A 20,529-nucleotide genomic window follows, 5' to 3' on the forward strand; every position below is an offset into this window, starting at 1 on the left:
GAATAAATTTCTTTCTAGCTATTTTGTTCATTTTGTTCACGGAGTTTTGGGAAATAACGTCTTTCAGGTCGCCCGATCGTACCGTAGATTAATTCTGCCGTTGCTTTATTGTCCGAAACTAAAAATTCTAAGTAACGTCTGGAGGAACTTCTGCTAAGACCACTTAACACGCCAAACTTTTCTGCAGTTATGCCTAGCGATTGATCCTGCAGATGAAACAATACTTTCTCCATTGTTTTCGGATCAATCCCTTTAGGCGTTGGAACTTTATCAGCTTCTAGCGATGATTTTTGCTGATTCCAAAGCATTTGAATAGATGCTTCCTCTAAACTTTCGGTGCTTTTTAAAAGCTGCGTCTTTTCTTTGTATGACAATAAACTCTCTTTAAAACGATCAAATGTGGCAGGCTTCACTACGTAGTCAAAAACCCCACTGCGAAAGGCTTGTTTCACGATTGGGACTTCCGCTGCCGCTGTAATAAAGATAATATCAGATTCTGGACTTTCTTCGTGAATATACGACAACAATTCCGTGCCCAACATATCGGGCAAATAGACATCCAGCAAAATAAGATTCGGTTGTAGCGCGGAAATCCAATCCTTTGCCTCCATACCTGTAGCAGCAGAGCCAACGACTTGAAACCCGTCAATTCGGTCAATAAATCTGCGGTGAATATCCGCGATTCGATGATCGTCTTCTATGATTACTATTTCAATGATTTCCTCCATCGAGAAAACCCCCTTTTGGAATGGAAATGATAAATAATGCTCCTCCTAAATCCCCTTGCTCTATTGAGCATACGCCGTTTAAATCTTGGATGTCCGAATTCACTTTCATTAATCCGTATCCTCGATCTTCACCTTCTTTTGTGGAAATACGGGCAGTGAAAAGAGATTCTTGAATTTCCGGGGGAAGCCCTTCACCGGAATCTTCTACTTCAAACAAGATTTCATTCCCATTATCCGTAATGAGTAACCGGACAATTCGTTTGGACTCTTCTAAATGCTCCACCGCTTCAAGCGCATTCGTCACTAAATTTCCAATAATGGAGACGAACAAGCTTTTTTCCAAGTGTTTTGGTAGCATCTTCAAATGGCTGTCTTCATCTAAAATAAACCGGACTTTTAGTTCACGTGCTCGGTTGAAAAGCCCGATAACGAGCCCCCCTAGATATGGATCTTGTAAGCGTTGTGTGACGAAGTGAATAAGCGATTGATGTTCCTCTGTTTCGGAATGAATGAGATGCAACGCTTCATCGAGCGAATTTAATTGGATTAACCCGCTGATGGTATATAAAAAGTTTTGATATTCGTGTGTTTGTGCACGGAGTGCTTCCGTATACTGTTTTACTTGCGACAGTTCCGTTGTCAATTGATGAAAATCGGACTGCAAACGGAAACTTGAAATAGCACCAACGATTTCATTGCCTACTAAAATCGGCATGCGGTTGACAATCGTTTCTTTTCCACGTATCAGCATACTACGGTCAAATTGTTTCTCCCCAGTTTGCAAGACATGCGGAAGTAATGTGTTTGGTAAGATTTCTTCAACCGGATGACCGATGACAGGACTATCTTCTGGAATGGATAGAATCTCGTAAGCAGCTTTATTCAACATGGAAATTTGCGCATGCTTGTCCACCATAATAATGCCTTCACGGACCGATTCTAAAACAGTGTTTCGTTCTGTAAATAAATGCGCGATTTCCGTTGGTTCCAAATTAAAGAGAACTTTTTTAATGCTTCTAGCAAGAATCGTGGAACCAATGACACCTAACACAATTGCAATAACGACAATCCCAATGATGGAATCGGCGTAACTAAAAAAGGTGTGTGAAATATCTTCTTTTAAAAAGCCAACCGAAATAACACCAATAATGTTTCCGTCGCTGTCTTTAATGGGTGCTTTTCCTCGCAACGCAGGTCCAAGCGTTCCGGTCGCTTCTGAAATATAGGATTCCCCTTTTAATAACGCTCGGTCATTATCATCCCCCACCATTTTTTGCCCAATACGTTTTGGCACGGGATGTGCATATCGGATGCCATCTGTATTTCCAATCACCACGTATTCCGCACCAGATAGCTTTCGAACTTCTTCTGCTATTGGTTGTAATTGCTCACTAGGATTGAGAGTATCAAACGCACTTCGCACATCAGGTCGACTAGCCGTTGTAACCGCTAGATTGAGTGCTCGATTTCCAATTTGTTGTTCGATACTTTGGGACATGGTGAAATAAAAAGACGTACCAATTAAAAGGGAAATGGCGGTCACAAAAAGTGCTCCATAAAGAAATATTTTGGTTTGTAACGTTACATTTCTCAAAAGCCCACACTCGTTTCTAATAATATGTGTTAGTATGACAAGTTCGACAAAAATTGGCAAGACCTGTTTCGCTATTCTACTGTACGAGTGGATGAAATCATTGATGCAATTATCGTTTTGGGTTACGTTTGTTGGGAAAATAAGATAATTCTGAAACTTTTTCTCACATTCAACGTATAGGTAAGTATGAGATACATGTCAATCGTCAAATTAGAGTTGAAGGAGGCACACAGATGATTTGGATTATTGTGGGGATACCAGTAGGATTAATTGTATTCGGTCTGATCTATGACTGGAAACAAAAGAATGGATATCAAGAAATAGGACGTGGCCAACGAAATGAAAATGCAGATAAAGCAGCGTCAGAAGCCTTGTCTCTAGCATCTAGAAATAATTTCAACAACACCGGCCAATAACATAAAAACTATCGAGCAGGGTGCTCGATAGTTTTTTGTTTACGCTAATTCATTTGTCCACTGCATAGCCTTTGTATAATACTTTCGAATAATCTCTTCTGAAAGATCTAGTTCACTCATCAGTTGTCTCATCTTCACCCATTGCAACTGATCAACCGCTACTGCTAAATCTAAATGCATCGACATTTCTGTTTTCGCACCGTGTAACGTTTCCTCAATCATGTCAGAAAGAGATAATTTGTGTAAAATTTGATCGAACGGTTTATGTAATAGTGCTTCAATCATCGAAAACATGCCTAACAAAAAATATTCGGAGGCATTTTGTTTTTTCCCATGTTTCGCAATGAGTTCTAAAAATTTTGCTCGGAACAATGAAGATGTTAAGAGAGCATTTGTTTGTGGATCGGAGCTTTCAACGGCCGTCTCCCGCAATGTAAGTACGTAAATCCATTTGTGTAATTCATCTAAACCTAAAAGTAAAATAGCTTGTTGAATAGAACGGACTTTCTTCTTAATTCCTGATGTATTAATCAATTTCAGTAACTTAAACGATAATGACACATCTCGTTCAATTAAGCTTGCAATGCTAGAAATATCCGCATCTTGTTCGGCAATCTTTTGAAGGATTTGAAAGTTTTGCGAGACATTACTGGGAATTTCTTTTCCTTGTATAATTTGAGGCTTCGAAAAAAAGTAGCCTTGAAAAAATGCATAACCTGATTTCTTCGCCATATTAAATTCACTGCGTGTCTCTACCTTCTCCGCTAGCAATTGTATGTGCGGATAATGCTTTTTAATATAGTGCTCGATAATTTCTCGTTCATCTTGTGAAGATTTTAAGAAATCTACTTTGATATAATCAATCACGTCAAAAATTCCGGCTTCTTTTAAATACGGATCTAATAGCACGAAATCATCGAGTGCAATTGAAAATCCGCGAAATTTTAATTCATTTATTTTAACAAGCACATCGGCCGTAATATTCACATCTTCCAAAATTTCAATGATGACATGTCGAGGATCTAACATATCCAAAATAGAATCGTGTAACAAATTTTCGGTAAAGTTTATAAAACAGGGCTTTCCATTCGCTAACTCTTCTACCCCAATGGTAATAAAGGAATGAATCAGCACTTCCATCGTGGCTTTATCCCCATCAATAATTGGGAATGAATTTAAATCACTATTGCGATACAGCAACTCAAAGCCAAATATTTGCTCTTGGATATCAAATATAGGTTGTCTTCCAACAAAGACCTCCATCTCATTCCCTCGATTCCATCTCTTTTTTTAATTAATTATATCAAATTTATATAAAAAGTCCTATGATAATTTCACTAACTGACCTAAAAATACCCAAATAGAGGAATATTTGATGCCATTTGGTAGCCTCACATGACAATAGCGAGAAAATACAAAAAATGATAGTCTGATAATAGATGACGAAAAAAGGGGTTAAACTATGGAAACAATTCGTTACGAACAAACAGGCAATTTAGCAATTATCACACTTAATCGTCCTGATGCAATGAACGCTTTTAACTACGACATGCTACGTGAACTTTCACAAGTCGTCGAAGCAATCCGCATCAACCCAGACATTCGTGTCGTAATCTTCACAGGTGCTGGAGAGAAAGCCTTCAGCGTTGGAGCTGATCTCAAAGAGCGCAAAACCTTAACCGAACAACAAGTAAAACGAAATATTTATAAAATTGGCGAAGTCTTTACAACCATCGAAAATTTACCTCAACCAACAATCGCGATGATGAATGGCTACGCATTTGGTGGAGGGATGGAACTTGCATTAGCATGCGATTTCCGAATCGCAGCCGATACAGTACTACTTGGCCTCACCGAAACAAGCTTAGCCATAATTCCAGGAGCAGGCGGAACACAAAGACTCCCTCGATTAATTGGCGAATCAAAAGCAATGGAACTCATCTTAACAGCTAGACGACTTCGCGCAGAAGAAGCACTAGAATATGGCGTCGTGACAAAAGTTGTCCCATCAGCGAGTCTCATTGAAGAAACAGGAAAATTTGCTGATCTAATGCTAGCAAACGGACCAATAGCTCTCCAGCAAGCAAAATTTGCTATCAAACACGGTATGAATGCTGATCTCCAAACCGGTCTAAATATCGAACGAAAAGCATACGAAATAACCATCCCAACAGAAGACCGTGTCGAAGCCCTACTTGCCTTCGGAGAAAAACGAAAACCAATCTTTAAAGGAAAATAAAAAAATCCCCCTCGAATTTCGCAGGGGGATTTCTTCTATAATCGTATATTAAATTGTGTCCATCACCGAATTCGACAAGTTAATCACCGCAAATCGAAGTTAACCACCCAATCGCACGAGTTAACCACCGCAAATCAGAGTTAACCACCCAATCGGCGTACTTAATCACCCTAACATTAGGATAATCCATTACTTCGACGACTGCTGAATGGCGAGTCTACTATTCAACGTCAATCTGGTCAATCACCGAATTCGACAACTTAATCACCGCAAATCAGAGTTAACCACCCAATCGGCGAACTTAATCACCCTAACATTAGGACAATCCATTACTTCGACGACTGCTGAATGGCGAGTCTACTATTCAACGTCAATCTGGTCAATCCCCGAATTCGACAACTTAATCACCGCAAATCGAAGTTAATCACCCAATCGCTCGGGTTAACCACCGCAAATCAGAGTTAATCACCCAATCGCCGTACTTAATCACCCTAACATGAGGACACTCTCCATCCATTTCCAATCAACCTAAAGCTGCTTCTAGATCTTCTATCAAATCTTCTACATCTTCAATGCCGACAGAAATGCGCACTAATCCATCAACAATTCCTAGTTCCTGCCGACGATCTGCAGGAATGGATGCGTGTGTCATTTGTGCTGGAACGGAGATAAGACTTTCTACTGCTCCTAAGCTTTCTGCTAGTGTGAAGTAGCGAAGTTTTGCGAGTAAATCGTTAGCTTTTTCCGTTGAACCGACATCAAACGATATCATGCCCCCGAAGCCTTTTGTTTGTTTTTGCATAATGTCTCGACCTTTGTGGCCTTTTAAACCCGGATAGTAAATTTTTCCGACTGCTTCATGTTCTTCAAGGAACATGGCAATTCGCATGGCGTTTTTGTTTGTTTCGTCCATCCGAATTCCAAGTGTTTTCAATCCCCGAATAAGTAGCCAAGAGTCTTGTGGTCCTAGAATCGCTCCTACCGAATTTTGGACAAAATGCATGTCAGTTGCCAGTTCTTCATTTGCCACCACTACTAATCCTGCGACAACATCACTATGTCCGCCTATATATTTCGTTGCACTGTGAACGACGATATCTGCTCCAAGTTGAATAGGTTGTTGTAAGTATGGTGTCATGAAAGTGTTGTCGACAATTGTTTTCAATCCTTTTTGCCTTGCTAATGAAGACACTTCGGCGATATCGGTAATTTTCAATAATGGGTTTGTCGGCGTTTCAATGAAAATCGCTTTTGTATTTGGTTGAATTGCCGCTTCTACTGCATCTAAATCACTTGTATCCACTAGTGTCGATTCGATTCCCATACGGTTCATCACTTTCGTCATGACACGGTATGTTCCACCATACACATCGTCTGTCATCACAATATGGTCTCCTGAGTTAAACATCATCATGACAGAGCTAATTGCTGCCATACCAGATCCGAACGCAAATCCTGCGTGGCCACCTTCTAAATCACTGATCAACACTTCTAGTGCATGGCGAGTTGGATTTCCTGTTCTAGAATACTCATATCCTCTGAAATCACCGACTGCATCTTGTTTATACGTACTTACTTGATAAATCGGTGTCGAAACTGCACCAGTTGTCTCGTCACCAAAAATCCCTGCGTGAATCATTTTTGTTTTAGCTCTCATGCTCTGTCCTCCTGGAATAAATCATAAATTTTCTGGCTCATGTAACGCTCACTGGAATCCGCAAACACCGTCACGATATGGCTACCAGGTGCTGCTATCTCTGCTTCTTTTAAGGCAGCATGATACGCTGCTCCGGACGAACTTCCAACAAGCAGCCCTTCCATTTTTGCCAGTTCTCGCACTCGCGTAAACGCATCTTTGTCTTCTACCGTATGAATCGCATCGAAAAGAGATTCATTCATATAACCGGGTAGAAATTCCATGCCAATACCTTCTGTGTAATGACTACCTGGTTCTCCGCCATTTAAAATAGATCCCTCTGGCTCGACAATAACCGTTTTAATCGCTTCACTTTTCGCCTTTAAATAGCTGGCAGTTCCCATAAAGGTTCCTCCAGAACCAGCCCCTGCAACGAACACGTCCACTTTTCCATCCATGTCTTCCCAAAGCTCTGGACCTAGTGTATGGATATACGTTTCTGGATTCGCAGGGTTCGAAAATTGAGCAGGTGAAAAGGATTGCGGGATTTCTTTCACTAACTCTTCTGCTTTTGCAATGGCACCTTTGATGCCTAGTTCGGTCGGCGTATTGATAACTTCCGCTCCAAGTGCGCGCATCAACGTTTGTTTTTCCATGCTAAATTTTTGAGGAACGACAAATATCACGTTATACCCTCGTCCAATTGCCGCCATCGCTATACCAATTCCAGTGTTGCCGGCAGTTGGCTCAATAATGGTCCCCCCAGGGGAAAGAACGCCACGTTTTTCGGCGTCCGCAAGTAAGTTCATTCCCAAGCGATCTTTGACACTTCCGCCTGGATTCATGAATTCGAGCTTGGCAAAAAGTCGACAATTGTTTGGGATTTCCACTCGTGTCAATTCCACAATTGGTGTGTTCCCTATTAGCTCTTGCACATTGCTAAAAACGTTCATCGTGCTTCCTCAGCAAAAACCACGTTCCATTCGTCACGCTTTGAAAGCATTTCTTTCGCAATTTCCTTTGCACCTTCTAAGCTGTGATTCGCCGCCCATCCGCACTGCACTTCATTACAAGCAGGAACTTCTGTAGCCTCTAACACATCTTGTAATGTTTTTTCTAGAATCGTTAAAACTTCCTCATAATTATCATGATTAATCATTGTTAAATAAAACCCTGTCTGACATCCCATTGGACCAATATCTACTACTTGATCCGTATGATTTCGAATATTTTCAGCCATCAAATGCTCGATGGAATGAAGACCGGCCATTTCCATGTGTTCTTTGTTCGGTTGTTTAAAACGAATATCATATTTTAAAATTTGGTCTCCGTTTGCTCCGGTTTTTTCACCAGCTAATCGTACATATGGTGCCACTACTTTCGTGTGATCTAAGTTGAAGCTTTCTACATTCATTTTCTTTGTCAATGTTCCCACTCCTTCTTTTTTCGTTGCATCCATTAGCCAAACATAATCATTAAGTTGTTTCAAGTGTACATAAAATCCTGCTTCATCAAAAGCATTTTGCAGGAACGGCACTGTCGTATAGTATTCTCGTTCTAAATCATCGGCAACATGATCGAACCCTCGAGCCCGTTCTTTCGCGATTTGAGCGGACTTCGCCGTCTCAGAAATAAACGCAGTATCCGCAAACACCACTTTTCCACCAATTGGTAACTGTTGTGCATACTTTTTCAGTGCCATAATTTTTTCTTCATCTGTTAAGTGATGAAATACATATGTGCTTACAATCGTTTCAACTTTTGTTTCTGGGTAATGAAGTAAGTCTCCGTCTAGAATTCGGATATCCCCTACTTTTTCTCGTGTCGCTTGTTGCATGGCCTTATTCGGTTCCACTGCAGTGACAGGATGACCAAGTTCCATAAGCAACTTTGTTAAATTTCCTGTACCAGATCCGAATTCCATGACATTCCCTTTAGCTCGACTTGCTACCTCTTTTAATATTTCTGTATATCCCTCAAAAACATCCGCGTATTCTGGATCAAGTCCTGCAACGGAGGAATCATATGATTGAACCCATTCATCAAAAATTTCTACAAATTCTCTACCCATGTAAGGTAACCCCTTTTTAAATTATATTATTCCAACATGATTACTAGGTTTTAGGCTACCCTATAGTTATAACACAGAAATAAAGAGACTTTCAAACTTCAGAAGTTTGGCATATTTAGGGTGAAAGAGGGAAAAGATACTGATAAAAAGGTGTGTTCGTAGTGAATCAATCTTATTGGCTAGAAAATCACATTCCATCCTTTCCGCAACTGGCTACTTCTACTAAAACAGATGTGTGCATTATTGGGGGAGGAATTGTAGGTATCACCGCAGCGTATTTATTAGCAAAAGAAGGAAAACAAGTCACGCTTTTAGAGGCAACATCGCTTTTACATGGAACAACTGGTTTTACAACCGCAAAAGTAACGGCGCAACACGGCCCAATCTATCAAGAATTACTTCACAGTACTGATGAAGCGCGTGCTCGTGCTTATTACGAAGCGAATACAGAAGCCTTGCAATCCATTCAAAATTGGATACAACAAGAATCGATTTCTTGTGATTGGGAAGAAAAGTCTGCTGTCATCTATGCCACAACAGAAAACGGAGAAATAACAATTGATAATGAACGTGACGCATATAAAAAACTATCGATTCCTTATGAAGAATTGACGGATTTGCCTCTTCCAGAAGCAAGGAATGGTCTTTCATTGCCAAAACAAGGACAATTCCATCCTGTCAAATACCTTCTTGCGTTGCTGGAAAAGGCAGTAGCAAAAGGAGTCGATATTCGTGAAAACAGTCGTGCAATCGACGTTTCAAAAGGAAAAATCTATTCCGTATCGCTGGAGAATGGCCATGAGATTGAGGCGGACCATGTGATCATTGCAACGCATTATCCATTTCTTCGATGGAAAGACCTTTACTTCTCAAAATTAAGTCCGTATCGTTCTTATGCTATTTTGACGAATAAACACATACCCAATATCTCGAGCATGTACATTAGCGTCGATGAACCAAAACGTTCGTATCGAACTGTGAAAACACAGACTGGAGAAAGTGTTTTACTCATTGGCGGAGAGGGGCACAAAGTTGGGCAGTCAGAGGAACCGATGGAGTCAAGTTATGAACGTTTAGAATCGGAAGCTACATCTACTTGGGGAGCAACTTCCATCACGCATAAATGGTCCGCGCAAGATCTTAAAACACTCGACCATCTCCCCTATATTGGGCGCATGGACAAAGGGGAAGAATTGTTTGTGGCAACTGGATTTGATAAATGGGGAATGACGAATGGAACCGTTGCGGCCCTTTTACTAACTGATCTCGTCATGAAAAAAGACAACCGGTTTGAAGATTTGTTCGATCCACATCGTGATAGCTCTTTTTCCGAAAAATCGTCTCAGTTTTTAAAAGAAAATATGAATGTCGGAAAAGAGTTGCTTAAAGGGAAAATGAAAAACCCAAGCGGTTCTATTGATGAATTGGCAAATGGTTGTGGTGACATCGTGCTATTAAATGGAGAAAAAGTAGCAGCATATCGCGATGACCAAGGAGCGATTCATGCAGTAAGTCCGATATGTACACATTTAGGATGCGATGTTGCCTTTAACAGTGCGGAAAAAAGCTGGGACTGCCCGTGTCATGGATCGAGATTTACAATTGATGGAGATGTAATAGAAGGTCCTGCCGTGAAACCACTGGATCGTAAAAACGAAGTATAACTAAACACAGGAAAAAGGTGAAATCGAATTGGATTTCACCTTTTCTATTTGTGGTCTTACAATTATCGCTTATGCATGCACGTCATTCTTTTACTGTGATTTCATCTAGCGCTTTAAGAATGTACGCATCCTCGACTACTTTTTCATCTAAAGATTGTTCGTGCACAAAAAAGAGTAGTGCATTTTCTTTTTGGTACACATTAAAGGAAACCAGATCCATACTAGCTGTTGCTTTTTGAAAATCTTCTAGCCCTTCATCGCTTCCTTTAGACGAACGATAGAGAAAAAGGTACAACGTTCTTCCGTTTAAATCATACACTTTTGGCTTTTCCCAATTTAATCGTTGCCCGAAAATGGAATCGATATTTTTTTCCGTCTCGGTTAGTTCCAAGCCATTTTCCGCAAATGCAGCTTCAATCTGTTCGGACGTTATTTTTGGCTCGTTGCAGGCAGATAGAAGAAACAAAATAGCGATGGAAAGTACAAAAAGTTTTTTCATTGCGTACCTCTTTCATATAAAAGGATTTTTTTAACCTATTCGATAAAAATGGGAAAATCCCTTTAATTGGAATTTGAATGTTAACATAGCTCGAAATACTTTCGTTTTTTATGGAAAAATTTGGCTCATTGCATGTTTTTAGCGTATAATAACAGGATATTTCTAATTTCTGCATGTTTTTAGCGCTCGTTGACAGGATATTTCTGTTTCTTGCATGTTTGCGCCCGATTTTTGCATGTTTTACCTGTCCTCCTTAACCACTCCCTTCTATTCTCTCCATTAAAAAATGCCATGAGCGTTGAGCTCACAGCATTTTCAGATACAATCTATTTTTCCGTTGCTTGGTCTTTTAATGAACGACGTAAAATTTTCCCTGTTGTGTTTTTCGGTAGTTCCGCTAAGAACTCGAATTTACGAGGTACTTTATATTTTGCTAAATGTTCTTGGCAATACGCGTATAAATCTTCTTCCGTTAGAGCGTCATCTTTTTTCACGACATACGCGTACACCGCTTCACCGAAATCCGCATCTGGAAGGCCAATCACTGCTGCTTCCACGATACCAGGATGTGCAAATAATACTTCTTCTACTTCACGTGGATAAACGTTGTAGCCTCCGACGATCACCAAATCTTTTTTACGATCTACGATATAGAAATATCCTTCTTCGTCTTTTTTCGCTAAATCGCCTGTATACAGCCAGCCGTCACGAATGGTAGCAGAGGATTCTTCAGGCATTTTGTAGTAGCCTTTCATTACGTTTGGTCCGCGAACGATTAATTCGCCTACTTCACCAACTGCTACTTCCTCTCCTAACTCATCGACGACTTTATTCTCCACATTCATGATGGAAGTTCCGATTGAACCTGGCTTCCGGTCACGATCTAGAGGATTGAAACACGTTACAGGGGATGCTTCCGACAATCCATACCCTTCGGAAATCCGTACATTGAACTTATCTTCAAAGTTGTGTAACAATGCTACTGGCAATGAAGAACCTCCAGAGATAGCTAAGCGTAACGTGTCAAAATCAGATGCTTGTCCTTCTGGGAATTGGTACAAGAAGTTGTACATTGTTGGTACTCCTGCAAACACCGTAGCTTTATGTGCTCGAGCTGTTGCAAAGACATCTTGTGGACTGAATTTCGGTACAAGTAGAATGGTTGCTCCTTTTATAAGTGGTGCATTGACCACAACGGTTAAAGCAAACACATGAAATACTGGTAATGTAGCGATAACACGATCTTCTGCCGTGAAATGAAGATAGTCGGCTGTGTCACGAGCATTTGAGTACAAATTCCCGTGGGTCAGCATTGCTCCTTTTGGGCGACCAGTTGTACCAGAAGTGTACAAAATGACGGCCGTGTCATCTTGACTTACTTCTTCTGGCAAACTATCTGGAGTGGCTCCCATTAATAACTGAGAAAACGCTTTCACTTTTGGCAATATAGAAGCCGGGAGTGCAGCAATTTTGTCTGCAGCGTCCGCAGAAGTTTCGCAAATAATATAGTTATGTACAGATGGGAATGCAGCTGCCGCTTTTTCTACTAAAGGTAGCAGCATATCTAGCGCAATAACTGCTTTTGCATCACTATTTTGAATGATGTAAGAAATTTCATCTGGAGTATAAATTGGATTGATTGGAATCGCTGTTGCGCCAATACGCATTGTTGCATATAACGAAATCAAGAAATGAGGTGTATTACCAAGTAAGAATGCAACATGATCTCCTTTTTCAACACCTAACGATTTTAAACTACTGGCAAACATGGAAACTGTTTGGTCAAATTCAGCATACGATGTATCTTTTCCCATGAAATGGTACGCGGTTTTTCCAGGTTGGGTCTTTGCAGTTTCATGGACGGAAGTTACTAAGTTCATCTTATTCGCTCCTTTTTAATTGAATGAATCGTCATTCATTATTCGTACTTTTCATTATAAAAGAAATGTTCAGACAATACAACGCTTCAACACGTAAAAATTATGCTACAATAAGAAATTTTCATTTCCACTCGTCAAAAAAAGAGAGGATTTCTCCTCTCTTACTGCGCTTCTCTAACGTGGTCTAAATAACGCCATCGTATTAAGTAATAGTAAATGACTTGAATCACGGTAAAGCCGATTAACACTAATACCATTTCTCGTAGAATAGAAATCTCTGCTAAGTTGTTCCAAAATACTTGGAGCGACAAGAAAGAAAACGCACTGTGTAAGATGGCAATACTCCACGGCAAGAAAAATTGGGGTAGCAATTGTCTATTAACAATTTTCACGAGTTCTTGATCCGTTAATCCAATTTTACGCAACGTTGCAAACTGCATTTTGTCATGTTCAAGTCCTGTATATAGCTTGAAATAAATAAAGCTTCCTGCTGCTAGTAATAATACTGCTGCTACAAGTAACCCTGTAAATAATAACAAGGAAAATGTAGCTCGGATGAAGGAATAATTGAGTCCTGGGTTCTCGAAGTAAAATGGTAGTGCGTCTACATTGTTATCGTATCCATTAGAAATAGCGTCGAGTTTTAGCCCAATATTTTTAGTTCGCTGCCACTCTGGAACATTAAATGCATAAAAATAAAATGCGTCATTTTCTTCAACTTCTGCAAGTTGACTTGGTTGGGTGATTTGAGAATAGTCTTCATCACTTACAATAATCACATTCGCTCCGATAATCATGGAAGGAAACAGCAGTTTTGGATAAACCCCTGAAACGGTGACTGGCACATTGCTTTCTTGCAACACGGTCTGTGTCGTCTTGTTTTCTAGTTGATCAATCGAACTTTCCGAATAAGGGAAAAACATCGCTTCGGATTTTGCGATATCCACTACTGGATAATCGAGTGACACTGCAAGTGCATTTACATCCGATTCACGGACGATCAATATAGGGTACTGTGTTGCCGAAGACGTCTGCTTTTTCACTAGAAAAGGAACAATAGAATACGATAGTCCTTCTGTTTCTAATTCTTTCCGTAAACTACTTAAATGCGCAATGCGAAGATCATTATCAAGCTGGCTCGTATAAATCAACCCGAGTGGATTCATTGCTCGAAACTGCCCTGTGTAAGATGTGAGCGAAGTTAAAGTCCCCACAGATAAAAAGGCAATAGTCGTCACAATGGTTACAATAAAGTACATGCGTGCATTTTCTCGGAGCTTAATTGCCCCTTCTGATACAGCTATAAGTCGATACCGATGCCAATACAACGTTTTTCGTTTTCGAATTAAATCATGTAAAAACAGCACACTATGTGTGAAAAAATAATACGTTCCAATGGTCGCTAAAGGCGGCAGCGTAATAATAAGTGTGGAGACTATTTGCGTTGAAGTGAACGTCGCAAGAACATACACAACTACCAAAATAAGCATCCCGGCCAAAGCTTTCCAAGTGGAATACTGTTCTAAATCATCCCGTGTTAAATACCCTCTCATTAACTCAATAATTTTTTGTTCGCGGATAAATACCACGGACGTAAACGAGATAATAACAAACAAACTGGCGAATGCACCAATTGTGAGGGCAAACGGTTCCCATGAAACATAGAGAGGAAGGCTATCTAATAGTAACAATTCCCGTACGATCATAAAGAAGAATTTAGTAAATGCGTATCCGAACAAAATTCCTGTCACAATCGAAATAGCACCAAGAATAAGCGTTTCTAAAAATACGAGTAAATTTAATTGTCTTTTTTCCATCCCAAGCTGTAGTAAAAGTCCAAATTCCTTCGACCTTGCTTGTAAAAAAGCACTCATGGAGTAAAACAAAAAGAACAACGTGAAAATATAGAGTATGAGTTCGGCTACTAGCATTCCGCTCGAGGCAACCTCACGTAAAAATTGGTCCTCAATTTTCGGGTGAAATAACAACATCGAATACATAAAAAAGACCATAACCGAAAATACACTCGCCATAAAAAACGCAGCATAAATTCGCAAATTGCGAATGACATTACGGTAAGCGAACTGTTGAAAGGTCATTGACGTTTCCTCCAAGAAGGCTAAGCACATTCAAGATGCGTTGGAAAAAAGTTTGTCTCCGATCATCACTATAAATCTCGTTAAAAAACTCTCCATCTTTAATAAATATTACCCGGTCGCAGTGACTTGCGGCGATTGGATCATGCGTTACCATCACAATTGTCGTATTCTGCTCTTGGTTTATTTTCACAAGTAGCTCCATCACATCACGAGAAGCTTTCGAATCAAGGTTCCCTGTTGGTTCATCTGCAAGGATAAACGTCGGTTGGTGAATTAACGCACGTGCAATTGCTGTCCTCTGCGCTTGTCCACCGGATAATTCATTTGGACGTTTAGAGAGGATAGAAGTTAAATCGAGTTTTTCCTGCAGCTCTTCCACTCTTTTCTTCATAAAATCCACCGATTTTCCATCGAGCGTTAAAGGTAAGATGATATTTTCTTCCACCGTCAACATTTGAAGTAAATGAAAGTCTTGAAACACAAAGCCCAATTTTCTCCGCCGGAAAAGCGCTAACTCTTGTTTAGTCATTTCCTCTGGTTGTACTTGATCAAGCGTCACAGAGCCAAATGTTGGCGAGTCTATAGTGGAAATAATATTTAGAAGTGTGGTTTTGCCGCTACCGGACGGTCCCATGATTGCGACAAACTCCCCTTTTTCAATATCCAAGTTAAATTGATGAAGTGCACGATGGGTTACTTTCCCTTCGTACACTTTCGTAATTTCTTCAAGTTTCAGTATCGCCATCGATTGCACCTCCCTTTCCTTGGATAAAGAACTCATTAAACACAATCTTTACGCATGTTCCTTTCCCAACCTCCGATTGAATCGTAAAGGAATGTCCTAGCTTATCAGTTATCTCTTTGACAAGATACAATCCCATACCAGTACTTTCCCCAGTCTTCCGTCCATTTTCGCCTGTGAAAAATGCTTTCGTCACGCGAGGTAAGTCCGAAACAGGAATTCCAATTCCTTCATCACGAATTGACACATGCAGCTTTCCTTTCTCTATTTCCGTACGAACGTACACTTTTTTGTTTGAATCAAACGTATATTTAATTGCGTTCGTGATCAGCTGAGTGAACAAAAACGTTAGCCATTTTTGATCCGACGCGACGACTATTCCTTCCTCTACATCTACTACTGGGAAGGTTTGATGGGTAATGAATAACCGTTTGTGGTCTGAAATAACTTTTGTTAATAATGGTTTCAACTCAACTTGTTCAATTTGCATGTCATCTTCAAATGTATCAAGACGCGCATTCATCAAGACTGTCTCAAGCGCACGTTTCAAGCGGTCGATTTCTTCTTGCACACTTGCGCGATCAAGTTCTGCTTCTTGCAACAGAAGCTCCACCACGGAAATAGGCGTTTTCATTTGATGCACCCATTGATTCATAAATTGAAGGTGCCTCGCTTGACTGGAATAAAGCGCATGCACATCACTTTGATACACTTTGTATAATTGTTGTAAAAATGCATCGACTTCCACTTGTTCCGGTGAATTCGCATCGCGTTGCAGAACAGCTTCCATCGTAGACGGTTTAGACATGATTTTTTTGTAGTACGATACTCTTTTCATGAACCGAACAGCCAAGAATGCAGCGATTAGCAAAATACTGATGACTATTGAATATACCGCCGTATCGATATTTCGGAATCCGTCCAGCCAATAAAGAGATAAAATAAACAACACCATGACTAGTTGAAAAACGACATAGCTTATATGTTCTCGTAAAAATAGACGGAGATACATTATGTTTCCTCCGGATGAAGCACGAATTTATATCCTGCTCCCCTGACGGTTTCTAATGTAGATTTGATCCCATAATCCGCAAGTTTTTTTCGAACGCGAGTCATATTTACATTCAATGTATTTTCGTCGACGAATGATTGATCATCCCATAACTCTTCTAGTAACTTCTCTCTGGTCACGACTTTTGGATGTTCGGCAAATAACAACTCTAATATGGTTGTTTCTTTTTTCTGAAGAGGAATGATTTCATTCCCAAGGTGAAGTTCCATTCGCTCTAAATAAAGACAAAGTTTACCTTGTTTCAACGTTCGTTCTTCCGTCTTTAAAGCATACTCCCCATACGTTCTTCGTAAATGACTACGTATCTTCGCTAAGACGATTTCATAGTGAAATGGTTTCGTGATGAAATCGTCTCCACCATTTTCTAGCGCAAACACTTGATCCATTTCACCAGAACGAGCAGAGATGAATATGATAGGGCAAGTCGTTTCTAATCGAAATTGACGACACCAATAATACCCGTCATACGTTGGCAAATTGATATCCAATAAGATTAAGTGCGGATCGAATGCTTTCATCTCGTCTAATACACGATCGAAATCCTCGACAATCTGCACGTCATATTGATATTTGCGAAGAGTATCGGCTAATAAAGCAGCAATTTTCCGATCATCTTCTACGATAAAAATTCGATGTTGCGGCATACGATTGGCTCCTTTCTCGGATCAGTACACGAGTTTGACAAAGTCTTCACGAGAAATTCCACCTAAATATTTCTCAATATCGATGTCTCGTATCGCAGTTTGAATAGCAGATTGTTCATACGAAATGCCTTTAAGTGCATTTTCCACATCTGCCACGTCTCCAAGACCGAAAAAGTCTCCATAAATATGAATGTCTTCAATTTTATTGTTTTTCACTTGTAGTTTTACATCGATACCACCTTGAGGAAAACGTTCACGATGTTCTAAATTGAACGCTGGAGATTTCCCGTAGTTCCAATCCCAATTTGCGTAACGTTCTTTTGACAAGGTATGAATGTTTTCCCAATCTTGTTCCGTTAATTCCACCTCTTGCACATTTTCAGCTCCACCGAAAATAGAATGCAAAATTTTCGTACGGAATTGCTCGATTGTAATGGGATCTTGAAGGAACTCCATTATATTCGCCACACGCGAACGAATTGATTTAATTCCTTTTGACTCAATTTTATCTTTACGTACTTTCAATGCTGACACGACAGCATCCATTTCTGAATCAAATAGCAACGTACCGTGACTAAACATTCTCCCTTTGGTCGAAAATTGAGCGTTACCTGAAATTTTTCTACCTTCAGCCAAGATGTCATTTCGACCAGATAGCTCAGCATCTACCCCTAAGTCTTTCAATGCATCAACAATTGGTTGCGTAAACTTTTTAAAATTACGGAAACTATCTCCATCATCTTTTGTAATAAAACTAAAATTCAAATTCCCTAAATCATGATAAACTGCTCCACCGCCTGATAATCGGCGCACCACATGGATACCATTTGACTCCACATAGTCCGTATTAATTTCTTCTACTGTATTTTGGTTTTTCCCGATGATAATAGATGGTTCATTAATATAAAACAAAAAGAACGAATCTTTTTCTACATCCATCGTTTTTAATACGTATTCCTCTATCGCTAAATTAATACGAGGATCCGTAATTCCTTGGTTATTTACAAATTGCATCGTTATTTCCCCTTTCCAATCTCTTTAGTTACTACTATAAATCATTCAAGAGGTTTTGTGTTGACATACATAAACTGTTATAATACAATCAATTTAATTTAAAACAGTAATAATACAGTTAAAGGAGGGTCTATATGATAGAGAACGTGTTAGAATTTTTCCGTAACCTACCTGCAAAAAAATGTACAACGTGTGGTGAAACGATCGAAGAACAGCACGAATGCTACGGCAATACTTGCGACAAATGCCTTCAAAACTAACACAAAAGCCCGGTCCAATTTAGGATCGGGCTTTTACATGTTGTTTAGTTTGTTGTTGCAACATTTTTCCGAAATTTCGTTTGGAAAAATACGAGTGTTAAGATAAATGCTCCCGCCATAAACGCAGCGAGTACACCGATCGATTGCCATACAGAGTCAACATTTGTTGATGAAATGGCATCTTTCATTCCTTCCACTGAATAGGTCATTGGTAAAAACGCATTAAATGGTTGTAACGATGTTGGAATTAACTCGAGCGGGAATGTTCCAGCACTCGTCGTTAACTGTAAAATCAATATGACAATTGCCACAAATCTTCCTGGGTCTCCAAGAACCGATACGAGTAGTTGGACGATTGCTAAAAAGGCAAAACTTGTGACGATACTGAGCAAGACAAACAAATATGGCTGAGAAACATCTAACCCTAATCCGTAAATCAAGACCGCATCAGCAAGAAGTGCTTGAACAACACCTACGATTGCTAACACTCCAGCTTTACTCAAACCTAATCGAATGCCGCTTTTCACTTCACCGGCTGGTAAAACTAGCGGGAATACGATGGAAATTAAAAGTGCACCGACAAACAATCCTAGTGATAGGAAGTAAGGTGCAAATCCTGATCCGTAGTTTGGCACATGATTCACAGCGGATTTTACAACCGAAACCGGTGCCGCTGCTTGTTCCGTGTTGTCGCCATTTAACGACTTCGATGCCGCTTCCGTCGCACCATCTTCTAATTCATCTGCAAACACGTGCATGTTGTCATCTAATGCTCGTGCGCCATTCTCCACTTTTTCCGAACCGTTTACTAATTTGTCGCTACCAGCAGCCAATTGTGTTGCTGCGTTCGAAAGTTTTGTTGCTCCTGCACTTAATTCTGGCGACTTACTTTCCAGTGTCTTTGCACCATCGGACAGTTGTTGATGTGCAGCATACAATTTGTTCGCACCACTTTCTGCTTGCGTAAGTCCGCTAGACAGTTGGGATGCCCCTTTTGATACGTCATTTGCACCTTGTGCAAGTGCTTTACTCGACATTTGCATTTGAGCAAGTGCTTCTTTATAAGAATTCGCCTGTTCTTCCGGGAGTGATGCTAAAACAGGTGCTAATTTCTGTGAGAACGACTCGATCCCAGTTGCTAGTGCTTCATTCCCAGCAGCAACTTTTGATGCTCCATTTGTTAATGAAGTAGCACCAGCAGACGCTTGACTAATACCATTTACTAACTGTCCTTCCGAAGAAGTGGCTTTCGTAAGTCCTGCAGATAATGAGTTTACGCCATTTGTATAAGAAGTAATACCACTTTGTAATGCTGTAAATCCTGTTTGAAATTGTGTAGCACCATTTTTTAATGTCAGTACTCCATTTTTCAATTCAGTTGTACCTGAAGAAAGGGAATTAGTTCCGTCTGCAAATTTTGTTGCAGCATCTGCAGCTTCTGTGATGCCGCCTTTCATTTCATCAATTCCATCAATCATTTTCGTGGAGTAAGTTGCAACGATTTCTTTGTTTACTTCCGCACGAACTTTTTCCATTGCTGTATCCCCGATTTGTGCAGATAGGAAATTGTAGCCTTCATTAGGCACATAATCGATGATGACGTCGCTTGGTTGTTCGTCATAGAGCGTGGTAACATGATCGGAAAATTCCGATGGAATATGCACCATCATGTAAATTTCTTTGTTTTCAAGTGCTTTTTCTGCTTGTTTTTCGGTCATTTCTTGAAAATAAAATTGGCGTCCATCCACCAATTTCTCCGTAACATCTGACCCGAGTTGAAGTGTTTCTCCTTCGACAGTTGCGCCGGCATCTTCATTGACTATCGCTACCGGTAAATCTTTTAATTGTTCATACGGATCCCAAAATGCCCATAAAAACATTCCCGCATATAATACTGGGATAAAAAGTACAGCTAAAATCGGAATAAGTAACTTTCGGTTTTTCAAAATTTGTTGTAACTCTGCTTTCAAC

Annotated in this window: 18 protein-coding genes and 1 pseudogene; 4 read left to right on the top strand and 15 right to left on the bottom strand. The window is 40.0% G+C overall.

Translation table 11 applies throughout. The annotated features are described in order from the left end of the window. Nucleotides 1-14: 14 nt before the first annotated feature. Nucleotides 15-728, bottom strand: a complete 714-nt coding sequence (locus tag D3873_RS09775; RefSeq protein WP_119883863.1) for a response regulator — start codon at nucleotides 726-728, stop codon at nucleotides 15-17. Beyond that, on the bottom strand, nucleotides 712-2,322 hold the full coding sequence (locus D3873_RS09780) for an ATP-binding protein (protein WP_205536257.1): 1,611 nt from the start codon (nucleotides 2,320-2,322) through the stop codon (nucleotides 712-714). Before D3873_RS09780 ends, D3873_RS09775 begins: the two co-directional genes overlap by 17 nt. A gap of 233 nt (nucleotides 2,323-2,555) precedes the next feature. Between D3873_RS09780 and D3873_RS09785 the strand changes: the two genes are divergently transcribed. Beyond that, nucleotides 2,556-2,738: a hypothetical protein gene (locus tag D3873_RS09785; RefSeq protein ID WP_119883864.1), complete on the top strand. Its 183-nt coding sequence runs from the start codon at nucleotides 2,556-2,558 to the stop codon at nucleotides 2,736-2,738. Between the two features lie 39 nt (nucleotides 2,739-2,777). On the opposite strand, the gene D3873_RS09790 is transcribed toward D3873_RS09785, so the two are convergent. Then, complete coding sequence (locus D3873_RS09790) at nucleotides 2,778-4,001, bottom strand: EAL and HDOD domain-containing protein (RefSeq protein WP_119883865.1); 1,224 nt, start codon at nucleotides 3,999-4,001, stop codon at nucleotides 2,778-2,780. Nucleotides 4,002-4,200: 199 nt separating this feature from the next. Here D3873_RS09790 and D3873_RS09795 point away from each other — a divergent pair, with 199 nt between their 5' ends. Beyond that, nucleotides 4,201-4,977 carry an enoyl-CoA hydratase-related protein gene (locus D3873_RS09795; RefSeq protein WP_119883866.1) on the top strand — a complete coding sequence of 259 codons (777 nt, stop codon included), beginning with the start codon at nucleotides 4,201-4,203 and terminating at the stop codon, nucleotides 4,975-4,977. A gap of 523 nt (nucleotides 4,978-5,500) precedes the next feature. Here D3873_RS09795 and D3873_RS09800 read toward each other — a convergent pair. The 4 genes and pseudogenes from D3873_RS09800 to D3873_RS13595 all read right to left on the bottom strand — a co-directional run. Next, complete coding sequence (locus tag D3873_RS09800; protein WP_119883867.1) at nucleotides 5,501-6,634, bottom strand: bifunctional cystathionine gamma-lyase/homocysteine desulfhydrase; 1,134 nt, start codon at nucleotides 6,632-6,634, stop codon at nucleotides 5,501-5,503. Continuing rightward, on the bottom strand, nucleotides 6,631-7,566 hold the full coding sequence (locus tag D3873_RS09805) for a PLP-dependent cysteine synthase family protein (RefSeq protein ID WP_119883868.1): 936 nt from the start codon (nucleotides 7,564-7,566) through the stop codon (nucleotides 6,631-6,633). Before D3873_RS09805 ends, D3873_RS09800 begins: the two co-directional genes overlap by 4 nt. Continuing rightward, on the bottom strand, nucleotides 7,563-8,072 hold the full coding sequence (locus D3873_RS13515) for an S-ribosylhomocysteine lyase (protein ID WP_205536295.1): 510 nt from the start codon (nucleotides 8,070-8,072) through the stop codon (nucleotides 7,563-7,565). Before D3873_RS13515 ends, D3873_RS09805 begins: the two co-directional genes overlap by 4 nt. Before the next feature lie 42 nt (nucleotides 8,073-8,114). Next, nucleotides 8,115-8,684, bottom strand: a pseudogene (locus D3873_RS13595) (class I SAM-dependent methyltransferase); the annotation flags it as partial. A 161-nt stretch (nucleotides 8,685-8,845) separates the two neighbouring features. On the opposite strand from D3873_RS13595, the gene D3873_RS09815 reads away from it, so the two are divergent. After that, nucleotides 8,846-10,348, top strand: coding sequence for an FAD-dependent oxidoreductase (locus D3873_RS09815; RefSeq protein ID WP_162920182.1), 1,503 nt, complete (start codon nucleotides 8,846-8,848; stop codon nucleotides 10,346-10,348). A gap of 82 nt (nucleotides 10,349-10,430) precedes the next feature. Here D3873_RS09815 and D3873_RS09820 read toward each other — a convergent pair whose 3' ends face one another. The 7 genes from D3873_RS09820 to D3873_RS09850 all read right to left on the bottom strand — a co-directional run bounded on the left by D3873_RS09820 (nucleotide 10,431) and on the right by D3873_RS09850 (nucleotide 18,298). Continuing rightward, nucleotides 10,431-10,847 carry a putative periplasmic lipoprotein gene (locus D3873_RS09820; protein ID WP_119883870.1) on the bottom strand — a complete coding sequence of 139 codons (417 nt, stop codon included), beginning with the start codon at nucleotides 10,845-10,847 and terminating at the stop codon, nucleotides 10,431-10,433. Nucleotides 10,848-11,173: 326 nt separating this feature from the next. Continuing rightward, complete coding sequence (locus D3873_RS09825; RefSeq protein WP_119883871.1) at nucleotides 11,174-12,727, bottom strand: fatty acid--CoA ligase family protein; 1,554 nt, start codon at nucleotides 12,725-12,727, stop codon at nucleotides 11,174-11,176. Nucleotides 12,728-12,888: 161 nt separating this feature from the next. Next, nucleotides 12,889-14,826, bottom strand: a complete 1,938-nt coding sequence (locus D3873_RS09830; RefSeq protein ID WP_119883872.1) for an FtsX-like permease family protein — start codon at nucleotides 14,824-14,826, stop codon at nucleotides 12,889-12,891. Next, on the bottom strand, nucleotides 14,798-15,571 hold the full coding sequence (locus tag D3873_RS09835) for an ABC transporter ATP-binding protein (RefSeq protein ID WP_119883873.1): 774 nt from the start codon (nucleotides 15,569-15,571) through the stop codon (nucleotides 14,798-14,800). Before D3873_RS09835 ends, D3873_RS09830 begins: the two co-directional genes overlap by 29 nt. Continuing rightward, complete coding sequence (locus D3873_RS09840) at nucleotides 15,552-16,580, bottom strand: sensor histidine kinase (RefSeq protein WP_119883874.1); 1,029 nt, start codon at nucleotides 16,578-16,580, stop codon at nucleotides 15,552-15,554. The genes D3873_RS09835 and D3873_RS09840 overlap by 20 nt, the downstream gene beginning before the upstream one ends. After that, on the bottom strand, nucleotides 16,580-17,284 hold the full coding sequence (locus D3873_RS09845; RefSeq protein WP_119883875.1) for a response regulator transcription factor: 705 nt from the start codon (nucleotides 17,282-17,284) through the stop codon (nucleotides 16,580-16,582). Before D3873_RS09845 ends, D3873_RS09840 begins: the two co-directional genes overlap by 1 nt. Nucleotides 17,285-17,305: 21 nt before the next feature. Then, nucleotides 17,306-18,298 (bottom strand): lipoate--protein ligase, encoded by a 993-nt coding sequence (locus D3873_RS09850; RefSeq protein ID WP_119883876.1) that lies wholly within the window; start codon nucleotides 18,296-18,298, stop codon nucleotides 17,306-17,308. Between the two features lie 134 nt (nucleotides 18,299-18,432). Between D3873_RS09850 and yhfH the strand changes: the two genes are divergently transcribed. Next, the gene (gene yhfH, locus D3873_RS09855) at nucleotides 18,433-18,558 is read left to right on the top strand and encodes a protein YhfH (RefSeq protein ID WP_119883877.1); all 126 of its coding nucleotides are present in this window, start codon (nucleotides 18,433-18,435) and stop codon (nucleotides 18,556-18,558) included. Between the two features lie 44 nt (nucleotides 18,559-18,602). On the opposite strand, the gene D3873_RS09860 is transcribed toward yhfH, so the two are convergent. Beyond that, nucleotides 18,603-20,528 (bottom strand): YhgE/Pip domain-containing protein, encoded by a 1,926-nt coding sequence (locus tag D3873_RS09860; protein ID WP_119883878.1) that lies wholly within the window; start codon nucleotides 20,526-20,528, stop codon nucleotides 18,603-18,605. Nucleotide 20,529 lies beyond the last annotated feature (1 nt).

Source organism: Paenisporosarcina cavernae (assembly GCF_003595195.1).
GTDB lineage: Bacteria > Bacillota > Bacilli > Bacillales_A > Planococcaceae > Paenisporosarcina > Paenisporosarcina cavernae.

What these genes read in the sequence shown, in the direction of transcription:
- D3873_RS09775 (WP_119883863.1), bottom strand. Translation starts at nt 728, where the DNA reads ATGGAGGAAATCATTGAAATAGTAATCATAGAAGACGATCATCGAATC.
- D3873_RS09785 (WP_119883864.1), top strand. Translation starts at nt 2,556, where the DNA reads ATGATTTGGATTATTGTGGGGATACCAGTAGGATTAATTGTATTCGGT.
- D3873_RS09790 (WP_119883865.1), bottom strand. Translation starts at nt 4,001, where the DNA reads ATGGAGGTCTTTGTTGGAAGACAACCTATATTTGATATCCAAGAGCAA.
- D3873_RS09795 (WP_119883866.1), top strand. Translation starts at nt 4,201, where the DNA reads ATGGAAACAATTCGTTACGAACAAACAGGCAATTTAGCAATTATCACA.
- D3873_RS09800 (WP_119883867.1), bottom strand. Translation starts at nt 6,634, where the DNA reads ATGAGAGCTAAAACAAAAATGATTCACGCAGGGATTTTTGGTGACGAG.
- D3873_RS09805 (WP_119883868.1), bottom strand. Translation starts at nt 7,566, where the DNA reads ATGAACGTTTTTAGCAATGTGCAAGAGCTAATAGGGAACACACCAATT.
- D3873_RS13515 (WP_205536295.1), bottom strand. Translation starts at nt 8,072, where the DNA reads ATGGATGCAACGAAAAAAGAAGGAGTGGGAACATTGACAAAGAAAATG.
- D3873_RS09820 (WP_119883870.1), bottom strand. Translation starts at nt 10,847, where the DNA reads ATGAAAAAACTTTTTGTACTTTCCATCGCTATTTTGTTTCTTCTATCT.
- D3873_RS09825 (WP_119883871.1), bottom strand. Translation starts at nt 12,727, where the DNA reads ATGAACTTAGTAACTTCCGTCCATGAAACTGCAAAGACCCAACCTGGA.
- D3873_RS09830 (WP_119883872.1), bottom strand. Translation starts at nt 14,826, where the DNA reads ATGACCTTTCAACAGTTCGCTTACCGTAATGTCATTCGCAATTTGCGA.
- D3873_RS09835 (WP_119883873.1), bottom strand. Translation starts at nt 15,571, where the DNA reads ATGGCGATACTGAAACTTGAAGAAATTACGAAAGTGTACGAAGGGAAA.
- D3873_RS09840 (WP_119883874.1), bottom strand. Translation starts at nt 16,580, where the DNA reads ATGTATCTCCGTCTATTTTTACGAGAACATATAAGCTATGTCGTTTTT.
- D3873_RS09845 (WP_119883875.1), bottom strand. Translation starts at nt 17,284, where the DNA reads ATGCCGCAACATCGAATTTTTATCGTAGAAGATGATCGGAAAATTGCT.
- D3873_RS09850 (WP_119883876.1), bottom strand. Translation starts at nt 18,298, where the DNA reads ATGCAATTTGTAAATAACCAAGGAATTACGGATCCTCGTATTAATTTA.
- yhfH (WP_119883877.1), top strand. Translation starts at nt 18,433, where the DNA reads ATGATAGAGAACGTGTTAGAATTTTTCCGTAACCTACCTGCAAAAAAA.